Raw genomic sequence first — 11,217 nt, 5'->3', positions numbered from 1 at the left:
CGAAAGGAGCCTGTCATGTCAGATACAGTCCGTGCAATGAACACCAGCCGTGAGGGGGAGGCGAGCAGCTTCAACGGTTACATCATGCTGCTCGTCCTGCTGGCGGTGGCCGTCTTGGCCTTCTGGTTCATCAGCGGCGGCGTGCCGGGGCCGGAGAAATCCGACAAGCTGATGTTCGCAGGCTCGCTGGTCGGCTCGATCCTCGTCGTCCTGCTGATCGCGGGCGGGTTCTTTATGATCCAGCCCAACCAGGCGGCGGTCATCACCCTGTTCGGCGAATATCGCGGGACCGAGCGGCGCGAGGGGCTTCGCTGGGTATGGCCTTGGATGATGCGCCAGAAGATCAGCGCGCGCGCCCACAACATCCATTCCGAGCGGGTCAAGATCAACGATGTGCGGGGCAACCCGATCGAGATCGCCTGCAACGTCGTGTGGCGTGTCGCCGATACCGCGCAGGCCGCGTTCGACGTCGACGATTACAAGGAGTTCGTGAACATCCAGATCGAAGCCGGGCTTCGCACGGTGGGTTCGCGCCACCCCTATGACGACTTCGAAGGCGAAGCGGTGACACTGCGCGGCGGCGGCGACCATATCAACCGCGAGCTGCTGGAAGAGCTGAACGATCGCCTGAAAGTCGCCGGTATCGTGGTCGACGAGGCGGGCCTCACCCATCTCGCCTATGCGCCGGAAATCGCCAGCGCGATGCTCAAGCGCCAGCAGGCCGACGCGGTCATTGCAGCGCGCGCCAAGATCGTGCTCGGCGCGGTCGGCATGGTCGAGGATGCGTTGCAGAAGCTGAGCGCGGACGACGTCGTCCACCTCGACGACGAGCGCAAGGCGGCGATGGTCTCGAACCTGATGGTCGTCCTGTGCGGCGAGCGCGAAGCGCACCCGGTCGTCAACGCCGGCACGCTCTACCAGTAAGCGCGAGAACGGGAGCAGGCCGATGGCCTCACCGACCAAGAAAGCCTTTGCCCTCCGTCTCGACCCCGCAGTCCATGCGGCGGTCGAGCGGCTGGCTGCGGCAGAACTGCGCAGCGCGAATGCCGAGATCGAGATCCTGCTCCGCGAAGCCCTGGATGCTCGCGGGATAAAGCTTCCGCAAGCCAGGCCGCCCCGCCGCGGGCGTCCACCGAAAGAGGAATAGGCCGATGCTGCACAAGTTCTTCGAACCCGGCGACTGGTTCGCGGCGAAGAAGCTCGGCTACGGCGCAGGCCTCCCGATCGCCTGGCAGGGCTGGGCGCTGATGGCGGGCTATTTCGTGCTCATGCTCGGTTTCGGCCTGCTGGCGGAGACCGGACACCTCGCCAACATGATCATCGGGTTCACGGGCATCGCCATCGTCACGATCCTGTTCCTGATCGTCGTGAAGAAGCGGACGCGCGGCGGGTGGCGCTGGCGCCCGTGAAACGCGGGAAAACAGGGTTAGCGGCTCCTTAACCCTTTGCGCGTAGCGCGGGTTGCATGGACTATTCTGCCCGCATTACGCCCGAGCGCCCCTCTCTGCGCTGGATCGCACTCCTCGGCGCGCTCGCGGTTGCCGCGATCCCGGCAGGCGCGCTCCTTGCGCAGACGGGTAAGCCTTTCACAGTCGTCGAGACCGGCCGCAGCTATGCCAAGCTGCAGGACGCGGTGAACGCCATCGGGCGCGGCGGCGGGACCGTCGCGATCGCGCCGGGTACCTACCGCGAATGCGCGGTGCAGGCGGCGGGCAATGTCGCCTATCTTGCAAGCGAGCCGGGCACCGCGATCTTCGATGGCGTGACCTGCGAAGGCAAGGCGGCGCTCGTCCTGCGCGGCGATAGCGCCAGCGTGTCTGGCATCGTCTTTCGCCGCATGGCCGTGCCCGATTTCAACGGCGCGGGCATCCGCCTCGAAAAAGGCAATCTTACCGTTTCGCAGAGCTGGTTCACCGACAGCCAGCAGGGCATCCTAACGGCAAACGATCCGACAGCGCGCATCGTCATCGACAAGTCGACCTTCTCCGGCCTCGGCACTTGCGAGGGTGGCGGGGGCTGCGCGCACTCGATCTACATCGGCGACTATGGCCACCTTCGCGTGACCCGCAGCCGGTTCGAGCGTGGCACCGGCGGCCACTACCTCAAGGCGCGCGCCGCGAAGGTCGAGATCGCTTCCAGCAGTTTCGACGATTCCTCGGGTCGCAGCACCAATTACATGATCGACCTGCCCGCCGGCGCGACAGGCCAGATCAGCAACAACTGGTTCGTGCAGGGTCGCAGCAAGGAGAACTACTCGGCCTTCATCGCCGTCGGTGCGGAGCAACGCCTGCATAGCTCGGACGGACTGCTGATCGCCGGAAACGATGCACGCATTGCGCCCGACATCCGGCGCGACACGGTGTTCGTCGCCGACTGGAGCGGGGCGCAAATCCGGCTGGGCGAAAATGCCCTCGGCGTCGGGCTCAAGCCCTTCGAGCGGCGCTAGGCGGGCCTACTCGTCCCACGGGGTGAAGCGCTGCTCCAGCCCGTATTCTTCCGCGATCGCATTGGCGCGCTTGTAGATCGCGTGCACCTCTGAATCCTCGAGCGTGGGCGACACGCGCTGGTAGTTCGCCGAGGCCGTATCGTTGCCGAGCGACAGGGCGACCAGCCACCAGGCCATCGCCTCGACCGTGTCCGCCTCGACCCCTTCGCCATTGACGTAGAGCACGCCGACGCCCTGGAACCCGTGGGCGTCGCCAAGCCGTGCGGCATGCTTGTAGCTGTCCATCGCAGCGCCGTAGTTCTGCGGCGTACCGCGGCCCGTCGCATGCATCACCGCAAGGCTCGAAATGGCATTGAGGTAGTCCTCCTGCGCGCCTGCACGGAACAGTTCGAACGCTTCCTCGAGCGTGCCTTCCGCCTCGCCCATGTCGATCATCACGCCGAGCCGCCAGCGCGCGAAGTTGTTTCCGCCGTCCGCGGCCTCGCGATAGATCTCGGCCGCCTTGGCGAGGTCCTGCTCGGTTCCGTGACCCTTGTCGTACATCCAAGCGAGGTAGGTCGCCATCAGCGGATCGCCCGACTTGGCGCCTTCCTGCGCCATGGCGAAGGCTTCGTCGTAGGATTCCTGCGCGATCAGCGCATCGATTTCGTCCGGGCTGTTGGCCATCAGCAGCAGCGCCGCGACGGCCAGGAAAATCTGTTTCATCAAGCTCCCCTCGGGTCCTGCGTCGAGCCTAACCGAAAGCGGGAGGGTATGAAACCACTCCCTTGGGCGGCGAGCCGTCGATTACCAGTCGCTGGAAATACTGCGGCGGAGGGCCGGGATAGGTCAGCGCCGGATCGTGCCCGAAGCCGAAGCGCGAATAATAGGCCGGGTCGCCCAGCAGCACGATGCCGCGCGCGCCGCGTTCGCGCAGGTCGGCGATACCGCGCTGGATCAGCCGGCTGCCTATGCCCTGCCGCTGGCATTCGGGCAGCACCGATACGGGGCCGAGACCGTACCAGTCCGCACTGCCGTCGGAGATGGCGACGCGCGAGAAGGCGATGTGTCCGACCACCCGCTCGGCATCCTCGGCGACGAGCGACAGGGCAAGGTCACCATCGGCGCGCAGCCGGTCGACGAGGTCCTGCTCGTCCCCGTCGCTGAAGGGCATGTCGGCGAAGGCGTCTTTCGTCAGCGAGTAGATTGCCGACTGGTCGCGCGCGCCCTCGGGCCGGATGGTGATCGCGCTCACTTGAGGATGTGGCCCGACCGGTCGCGCTTGGTCGCGAGGTAGCGGGCGTTGTGCGGGTTGTCGGGCAGCTGGTGCGGCACGCGCTCGGCCACCTCGACCCCGGCCGCGGTAAGCGCGTCGACCTTGGCCGGATTGTTCGTCATCAGCCGGATCGAACGCACGCCGAGCAGCTGGAGCATGCGGGCGGCGACCGGGAAGTCGCGCGCTTCGTCGGGCAGGCCGAGGCGCTGGTTGGCATCGACCGTGTCGTATCCCTGGTCCTGCAGGCGATAGGCGCGCAGCTTGTTGACCAGGCCGATGCCGCGCCCTTCCTGCCGCAGGTAGAGCAATACGCCCCATCCGCCCGTCTCCGCTTCCTTCGCCATCTCGCGCAGCGCCGCATCGAGCTGCGGCCCGCAATCGCATTTGAGCGAGGAGAAGATGTCGCCGGTCAGGCATTCGGAATGCAGCCGGACGAGCGGCACGCTGTCGGAGGATTGCTTGCCGATGACCAGCGCGACGTGTTCGCGCATGTCGTCGGCGCTGCGGAAGGCGACGATCTGCGTATCCTCGCTCGCCGAAACCGGCAGGCGCGCGCGGGTCGCGATCTGCAGGCTCGAAGTGTCGGACCACGCCGCGAGATCGGCGCTCGATACGCTTTCCGCCTCGCCCGCTTCGCTCGCCTCGACCAGGAAGGCTGGCAGGATGCCGGCGAGCCGGGCCAGTTCCATCGCGGTTTCGGCCTGCGCCTGCCACGCGATGCCTTCCGCCTTGAACGGACCCTTGAGCGGGTTCGTCAGGTCGAGCGCCGGATCGGCAATCGGCAGGGCGGTGTAGAGGTCGAAGGGTTCTGCCGCGCGGATTAGCGCAGGCGCATGCGGCTCGGCCGATTCGCGCTGGTTGAGCAGCTTGAGCGTTGCAGCACGCGCTGCCGAGATGAGCATCCGGTCCGCCTTCGCCCCGCGCGCGATGGAGGTCTCGACCGGCAGCAGCACCGGCCCGCCTTCGAGCGCGATCGGCCAGCCGTGGCGCAGCGCGTCGATCGCGCGGGCAACCCGGCGCGAGGGGGAGGCGGCGGCCTCGCTCAGAGATCGAACTCCGTCGTCAGCGGGATGTGGTCGGACGGCTTTTCCCAGTCGCGTGCATCCTCGAACACGTGATGTCGCACGGCCTGTTTCGCGAGATCGGGGCTGGCCCACATGTGATCGAGCCTGCGCCCGCGGTCGCCCTTGCGCCAGTCCTTCGCGCGGTAGCTCCACCAACTGTAGTAGCGTTCCGGATCGAGGATGTGCTCGCGCCCGATGTCGGTCCAGCCATGCGCATCCTTGAAGCGCTGCAACGTCTCGACCTCGACCGGCGTGTGGCTGACGACCTTGAGCAGCTGCTTGTGGTTCCACACGTCGCTTTCGAGCGGCGCGATGTTGAAATCGCCCACGATCAGCGTCGGACGGTCGATCGCATCCGCCCAGCGGGTCATCCGCTCGAGGAAGTCGAGCTTCTGGCCGAACTTGGGATTGATCTCGCGGTTAGGTTCGTCGCCGCCCGCCGGGACATAGACATTCTCGAGGATCATGCCCTTGCCCGGGCCGAGCAGCTCGACACCGACATGGCGCGCCTCGCCGTTGTCCTGCCAGTCGTGGCGCGAGAATTCCTTGAGCGGGATGCGGCTGACCGTGGCGACGCCGTGATAGCCCTTCTGCCCGTGCACCGCGACATGCTCGTAGCCCAGCTCCCTGAAAGCCTCGTAGGGAAACTGGTGCTCCTGGCACTTGATTTCCTGCAGGCTCAGCACGTCGGGCGAGTGCTCTTTGAGGAAGCGCTCGACGATCGGCATGCGCAGGCGGACGGAGTTGATATTCCAGGTGGTGATAGAAACCATGGGCGGTGCTTTAGGTGGCGATGCCCGCGCCAGCAAGACGCTGGCACTTTCGCTGCGGCGCGTTCCGCAATAGAGAGGCGCACACACATGACCAGGAGATCACAGATGCCGCGCTTCACCCGCTCCCTCGTCCTGCTTGCCGGAGCCGCGCTTACGCTCGGTGCCTGCACCACCACGACGATCAATTACAACGGGAACGGCGACGCCGCCGCCGCCGAGGCGGAAAAGCCGAAAGCGAAGAACGTGATCCTTTTCATCGGCGACGGCATGGGCGTTTCGACCGTGACCGCCGCGCGCATCTATGCCGGCCAGAAGCTCGGCCAGAGCGGCGAGGAATATGTCCTGCCGTTCGAGAATTTCGAGAACGTGGCGCTGGTGAAGACCTACAATACCGATGCGCAGGTGCCCGACAGTGCGGGGACCGCGACCGCGATGAATTCCGGACAGAAAACGCGCATCGGCATGCTCGGCATCGGGCCCGACGCGCCGCGCGGCGACTGCGTAGCGGGCCAGCAGCACCACCTCCCGCTGATGGGCGAGGAAGCGAAGAAGCGCGGCCTCGCGCTCGGCATCGTCAGCACCGCGCGCATCACCCACGCGACCCCGGCGAGCGTCTATGCCCGTAGCGTCGACCGCGACTGGGAAGCCTATATCGAAGGCGTCGAGGACCAGGACGCATTCGGCTGCCGCGACATCGCCCGCCAGCTTGTCGAGAGCGATTTCGACGTCGCGCTGGGCGGCGGTACGCAGGCTTTCTACGACAGTGCGAAGGGCGGCATGCGCAAGGAAGCATCGGCCGACCTGCCCGCGCAGTGGGTGGCGCGCACCGGCGGCTCCTATGTCACGACCGCAGCCGAGCTCGAAGCGGCAAGCACCGACAAGCCGGTACTCGGCCTCTTCTCCAAGAGCCACATGACCTACATGGTCGACCGGGCGGAAAGCAGCACCGAACCGACCCTCACCGAAATGACCGCGCAGGCGGTCCGCCGCCTCGAGAACGATCCCGACGGGTTCTACCTGATGGTCGAAAGCGGCCGGATCGACCACGGCCACCATGCCGGGCAGGCGGGCTATGCGCTGGAAGAAGCGGTCGAGTTCGCCAATGCGATCCGCTGGGCAATCGAGAATACCGACCCTGACGAGACGCTGATCCTCGTGACGGCGGACCACAGCCACGTCTTCACCATGTCGGGCTATCCCAAGCGCGGCAACGACATCCTCGGGCTGGTCGTTTCGCCCGAGGCGCTGTTCGGCGAAGGCGGGGAAGAGCCGCTGCTCGCAGGCGACGGCAAGCCTTATACGACGCTCGGCTACTCGAACGGTCCGGGTGCGATTTCGGGCGAGCGTGCGGTTCCCGAAACCGGTGTGAAGGCGCGCCAGCAGGCGACCGTGCCGCTATACAGCGAAACGCATGGCGGCGAGGATGTCGCGATCTATGCGAACGGTCCTGGCGCGCAGAAGGTGCGCGGCGTGATCGAGCAGGACGTGATCTACAGCATCATCCAGGCGGCCTACGGCTGGATCGAGTAATCGCGAGCGGCCAACAAAAAACCCTCGCACCGGGGGCATTGGTGCGAGGGTTCCATGTTAGCGTTCGTCACGCTTGGACAATGCGGCCTTTCGGGGGAGGCTGAGGCAACAGGGGGGAAACCCGCCTCCGACTGCATTGCCCTTGAAGATTATGAGAAGCTGGCTTGCTCGCCAATGAACAATCGACAGCGCCTTGTCGTATTCTTACAACGTGAGCACGGCAGACCGTTCAACGCGGGCGACGAGTGGTCCGGCGCGGGTCACGGTAGGTGAACGTCCGGTCGGCGACCGCCATCCCGTAGCGATGATTGCGCAGCCGCACCGTGGTGCGGTGGTTCTGCGAATCGAGCGCCACCCAGTTAGTAAGCTGTAAGCCGCCCGGTGCCGATGCATCGCGCACGAAGATGAGAGTGATGACGCCGTATTCGGGTCGCTTGGGATCGCGCACCTCGACGCTCACCACGTCGCGATTGCTGGTCGGGACGAGCTTGCCGTAGCGCTTCACGTCGCGGTTCGGATCGAGCAGCGCGCCGAGCGGCGAATTGCTGATCGGCCAGCGCTGGACCTGGTTCACCTCGTAGTCGACCATGGTGAGCGACTTGCCGTTCGAGACGACGAGCAGCGGCACGCCTTCTTCGTACTGGAAGCGGATCTTGCCCGGACGCTTGAGCGTCAGCTTGCCGGCGATGGTGTTGCCGGCGCGGTCGGTCTGGGTGAAATCGGCCTGCATGGTGGAGATCCCGCGCAGCGCGGCAACCGCGCGGTCGAGATCGCCCTCGGCAGCTACGGCCGGGGCCGTCGCGACGAGGGTTGCTGCAGGCGTGCCAAGGGCCAGCGCAGCGGCAAGCGCGCTGCGCAGGGGCTTGGACTTGAAATATGCGATCATGCTCATGCTCCGATATCTATCGTCGGAGCGTTGAACGGTCACTGAACTTTTCCAGTTCCCGCCGTTCAGCTTACTTGATCTTCGCTTCCTTGAACTCGACGTGCTTGCGCACGACCGGGTCGTATTTGCGGAAGGTCATCTTCTCGGTGATGTTCCGGGGATTCTTCTTCGTCACGTAGTAGAAGCCCGTGTCGGCGGTCGAGACGAGCTTGATCTTGACGGTTGCGGGCTTCGCCATGGCGTGTTCCTAAGATCGAATGAGGCCGTTTCCGAAGGCGGTCCGGGCCGAAAAAACAGGGGCGACGCTAAGGCGCCGCCCTTACAGGCGGCTGCCATTGATCGAATCACCGCCCAAAGTCAAGCCTAGAGGCGCACCGGACCGCGCTTCGCCTTCACTTCGCCGCGCGCCTTCTTCGCCTTGAGCCGCTTGACCTTGCCGAGACGGTTGACCCGGCTCTTGGCGCGCTTCTTGGGTTCGTGTTGCGCCTTTTCGAGCAGTTCGGCGAGCCGCTCGCGCGCTTCCGCCCGGTTCGCCTCCTGCGTGCGGTGGGTGCGCGCGGTCAGCACGATCTCGCCCTTGGCATTGAGGCGGGTGCCCGCGAGCGCCTTCAGCCGGTTGAAGACGGGCGGGGAGAGGCCGAGGCGGTAGATGTTGACCCGCAGCTGCACTGCGGTCGCCACCTTGTTGACGTTCTGCCCGCCCGGACCGGATGCAGCGATGAAGCTTTCCTCGGCGATCGCCTGTGCGCGTTCGACTATGTCATTCATCGCTGAAGCCGAGGCGCGTGAAGTCCTCCGGCAGGGACGAGGTGGCTTCGATCGGCGGCTTGCCTTCGCGCGGGACGGTAAGGGTCGAGGCATGGAGCATGGTGCGCGACACGCGCGGATCCTTGCGCCCGTAGACCGGGTCGCCGAGCAGCGCTGCGCCGAGGCCGGCCTGCGCGTGGATGCGGATCTGGTGCGTGCGGCCGGTTTCGGGACGGAATTCGACCAGCGTCAGCCCGTCCATCACCGCCAGTTTGCGCCAGTGGGTGACCGAGGGCTTGCCCTTCTTCGCCGCGATCATGCGCCAGCCCTTCTCCGCGCTGCTGATCTTGCTCAGCGCAAGGTCGATTGTGCCTTCGGTCTCGGCAATCTCGCCCGCGACGATGCCGAGATAGCGCTTGGCGACGAGGCGATTCTCGAAGGCAGCATTGAACCGCTTGAGCGCCTTGGGGTTGCGCGCGAGCAGCAGGCAGCCCGACGTATCGGTGTCGAGCCGGTGAACCGGGACAGGCTGGCGCTGGAAGCCGAGCTTCAGCGCATCGAGATGGTCTTCGAGCGAGGCACCGCCGCGACGCGGGGTCTCGATCGGCAGGCCCGCCGGCTTGTCGATCACCAGCGCTTCGCCGTCTTCGAACAGGATATCGATCATGGGAGTAATTGGGCTTTCACAAGGCCGCGCACGGCATTGCCGATATAGAAGCCGTCCTCCAGGTCTTCCAGCGTCAACTCGCCCTCGATCGCGCGCCCGTCCTCGATCAGCGATCGGCGCAGCACGCCCGGCAGCAGGCCGAGGCCCAGGGGCGGGGTGACGAGTTTGCCGTCCCGCTCGACGAAGATGCTGGTCCAGCTGCCTTCGGTCACCTGCCCGTCCTCGCGAACGAGCAGCGCCTCGACCGCGCCTTCCGCCTCGGCGGCGTCGCGCGCGTCCTCGTAGAAGCCGCGGTCGGTCGTCTTGTGGCGCAGGCGCCAGTCGGCCGCGTCGACCGGATGGGGCAGGGCGATGCAATCGATCGGGCCGTCATGAGCGGGCGGCAAGTCGCTGGTGGTGAGCGAGATTGCGCCGCTGCGCGAAGAGAGCAGGCGGACCTTGGCCGGGCGCTCGAGGTCGAAACACAGTGCCTGGATCCGGTTGCGCGCCATGTGGCGGTCGAAGCCGAAGCCGAGTTCCGCTGCGCTCGCCTTCATCCGTTCGAGGTGCAGCTCGAGCAGTTCGATCCCCGTTTCCGGATCGAAGCGCATGGTCTCGATCAGGTCGAATTGCGGCGCGCGCAGGTCGGAGGAGCTGGCGCGCGCAAAGCCGCCCTTGAGCAGGCTTTCGCGCCATTCGCCCTTGGCATCGCTGTCGGCAACGATGGCCGAGCCGACGCCGAGTTCGGCCTTGCCGTGCTCGTTCTCGATCTCGGTCAGGCGGATGGTGCGGATTGCGACATTGAAGGCTGCTTCGCCGTCCGGTCCGATCCGGCCGATCGCGCCGCAATAGGGGCCGCGCGCATCGCGCTCGACCTCGTCGATCAGCTCCATCGCGCGGATTTTCGGCGCGCCGGTGATCGAGCCGCAGGGGAAGATCGCCTGCACCAGGTCGCGCGCGCTCTTGCCCGGGGCGAGCTTCGCACGGACGGTCGAGACCATCTGGTGGACGGTCGGATAGCTTTCGATCGCGAAGGGCGCATCGACCCGCACGCTTCCCGCCTCGGCCACGCGGCTGAGGTCGTTGCGCATCAGGTCGACGATCATCAGGTTTTCGGCCTTGTCCTTGACCGAGGTGGCGAGGTCTTCGGCGAGCGCCGCGTCTTCCTCGTCCGTGCGGCCGCGCGGGCGGGTGCCCTTCATCGGCTTGACCTTGGCCTCCTCGCCGCGAAGTGAGACGAACAGTTCGGGGCTGAGGCTGAGAAGCCAGTGCGATCCGTCGAAGATCAGTCCGCCGTACCCCGCCTGCGCCGCCGGGCGCAGCGCGCGGTAGAGCGCAACCGGATTGCCGCGAAACGGCCCGGCGAGCGGGAAGGTGAGGTTCGCCTGGTAAATGTCGCCCGCGCGAATCGCGTCCTGCAACTGCGCGAATGCGGCTTCGTAGGCGCCTTGCGAAATCTGCGGGTCGAGCGGGCCGATCGAAGCCTCGCCCGGACCATGCTCCGCCAGCCAGCCCTCGACCTCCTCGGCCGGCATCACCCGTTCCGATGAGAACAGGCCGAGCCACACCAGCGGGCCTTTCGCGCCGCTTCTCGCATCGGCAAGCTTGGCGAGGCGCGGTTCGAGCGCGAGGCCTGCTTCATAAGCGATGTATCCGGCGAGCGTCCCGCCCATCTCGATCCGCGCCGCCTCGGCCTCGGCCAGCACGGTCTCGACCTCGTCGCCGCGGCGCGCGATGAAAATGCAGTCGGGCTTTTCGAAAAGATGCGCATCGGCCGCGCCCTGCGAGCGCGCATCGTCGAGCAGCACGAAGGGTTTTCGATCTCCCATGTTCAAAGCCTTAGCCGCTTTGCAGCCTGAGTCGAGTGCTT

Annotated in this window: 14 protein-coding genes; 5 read left to right on the top strand and 9 right to left on the bottom strand. The window is 66.1% G+C overall.

Annotated features, from left to right (window positions below):
- Window positions 1–15: 15 nt before the first annotated feature.
- The 4 genes from EO245_RS01450 to EO245_RS01435 are packed head-to-tail and all read left to right on the top strand — an operon-like array spanning window position 16 to window position 2,446.
- Entirely contained in the window at window positions 16–924 is a 909-nt protein-coding gene (locus EO245_RS01450; protein WP_128891261.1) for an SPFH domain-containing protein, read from the top strand.
- 22 nt (window positions 925–946) lie between these two features.
- Window positions 947–1,147 carry a toxin-antitoxin system HicB family antitoxin gene (locus EO245_RS01445; protein WP_128891260.1) on the top strand — a complete coding sequence of 67 codons (201 nt, stop codon included), beginning with the start codon at window positions 947–949 and terminating at the stop codon, window positions 1,145–1,147.
- Between the two features lie 4 nt (window positions 1,148–1,151).
- Entirely contained in the window at window positions 1,152–1,409 is a 258-nt protein-coding gene (locus EO245_RS01440; protein WP_128891259.1) for a hypothetical protein, read from the top strand.
- Between the two features lie 56 nt (window positions 1,410–1,465).
- Window positions 1,466–2,446 carry a right-handed parallel beta-helix repeat-containing protein gene (locus tag EO245_RS01435; RefSeq protein ID WP_128891258.1) on the top strand — a complete coding sequence of 327 codons (981 nt, stop codon included), beginning with the start codon at window positions 1,466–1,468 and terminating at the stop codon, window positions 2,444–2,446.
- Window positions 2,447–2,452: 6 nt separating this feature from the next.
- Here EO245_RS01435 and EO245_RS01430 read toward each other — a convergent pair whose 3' ends face one another.
- Genes EO245_RS01430 through EO245_RS01415 form a run of 4 tightly spaced genes read right to left on the bottom strand, consistent with a single transcriptional unit; the run spans window position 2,453 to window position 5,538 of the window.
- Window positions 2,453–3,151: a tetratricopeptide repeat protein gene (locus EO245_RS01430; protein WP_128891257.1), complete on the bottom strand. Its 699-nt coding sequence runs from the start codon at window positions 3,149–3,151 to the stop codon at window positions 2,453–2,455.
- Between the two features lie 28 nt (window positions 3,152–3,179).
- Window positions 3,180–3,680, bottom strand: coding sequence for a GNAT family N-acetyltransferase (locus tag EO245_RS01425; RefSeq protein ID WP_128891256.1), 501 nt, complete (start codon window positions 3,678–3,680; stop codon window positions 3,180–3,182).
- Entirely contained in the window at window positions 3,677–4,795 is a 1,119-nt protein-coding gene (gene ribA / locus EO245_RS01420) for a GTP cyclohydrolase II (protein WP_128893409.1), read from the bottom strand. The genes EO245_RS01425 and ribA overlap by 4 nt, the downstream gene beginning before the upstream one ends.
- Window positions 4,744–5,538, bottom strand: coding sequence for an exodeoxyribonuclease III (locus tag EO245_RS01415; RefSeq protein ID WP_128891255.1), 795 nt, complete (start codon window positions 5,536–5,538; stop codon window positions 4,744–4,746). The genes ribA and EO245_RS01415 overlap by 52 nt, the downstream gene beginning before the upstream one ends.
- Window positions 5,539–5,625: 87 nt before the next feature.
- On the opposite strand from EO245_RS01415, the gene EO245_RS01410 reads away from it, so the two are divergent.
- Complete coding sequence (locus EO245_RS01410; protein ID WP_234026925.1) at window positions 5,626–7,068, top strand: alkaline phosphatase; 1,443 nt, start codon at window positions 5,626–5,628, stop codon at window positions 7,066–7,068.
- A 229-nt stretch (window positions 7,069–7,297) separates the two neighbouring features.
- Here EO245_RS01410 and EO245_RS01405 read toward each other — a convergent pair whose 3' ends face one another.
- The 5 genes from EO245_RS01405 to pabB form a co-directional block, all read right to left on the bottom strand.
- Window positions 7,298–7,960 carry an outer membrane lipoprotein carrier protein LolA gene (locus tag EO245_RS01405; RefSeq protein WP_128891254.1) on the bottom strand — a complete coding sequence of 221 codons (663 nt, stop codon included), beginning with the start codon at window positions 7,958–7,960 and terminating at the stop codon, window positions 7,298–7,300.
- Window positions 7,961–8,024: 64 nt separating this feature from the next.
- Window positions 8,025–8,192 carry a 50S ribosomal protein L33 gene (rpmG, locus tag EO245_RS01400; RefSeq protein WP_010233410.1) on the bottom strand — a complete coding sequence of 56 codons (168 nt, stop codon included), beginning with the start codon at window positions 8,190–8,192 and terminating at the stop codon, window positions 8,025–8,027.
- 125 nt (window positions 8,193–8,317) lie between these two features.
- Entirely contained in the window at window positions 8,318–8,722 is a 405-nt protein-coding gene (arfB, locus tag EO245_RS01395) for an alternative ribosome rescue aminoacyl-tRNA hydrolase ArfB (protein ID WP_128891253.1), read from the bottom strand.
- On the bottom strand, window positions 8,715–9,368 hold the full coding sequence (locus EO245_RS01390) for an RluA family pseudouridine synthase (protein WP_128891252.1): 654 nt from the start codon (window positions 9,366–9,368) through the stop codon (window positions 8,715–8,717). Before EO245_RS01390 ends, arfB begins: the two co-directional genes overlap by 8 nt.
- A complete protein-coding gene (gene pabB / locus EO245_RS01385; protein WP_128891251.1) occupies window positions 9,365–11,176 on the bottom strand; it encodes an aminodeoxychorismate synthase component I in 1,812 nt (603 codons plus the stop codon). Before pabB ends, EO245_RS01390 begins: the two co-directional genes overlap by 4 nt.
- Between the last annotated feature and the right edge of the window lie 41 nt (window positions 11,177–11,217).

Source organism: Erythrobacter sp. HKB08 (assembly GCF_004114695.1).
Classification (GTDB): Bacteria; Pseudomonadota; Alphaproteobacteria; order Sphingomonadales; family Sphingomonadaceae; genus Parerythrobacter_A.
Note: the sequence above shows the minus strand (reverse complement) of the source record. Positions and strands in the feature narration are given on the sequence as shown.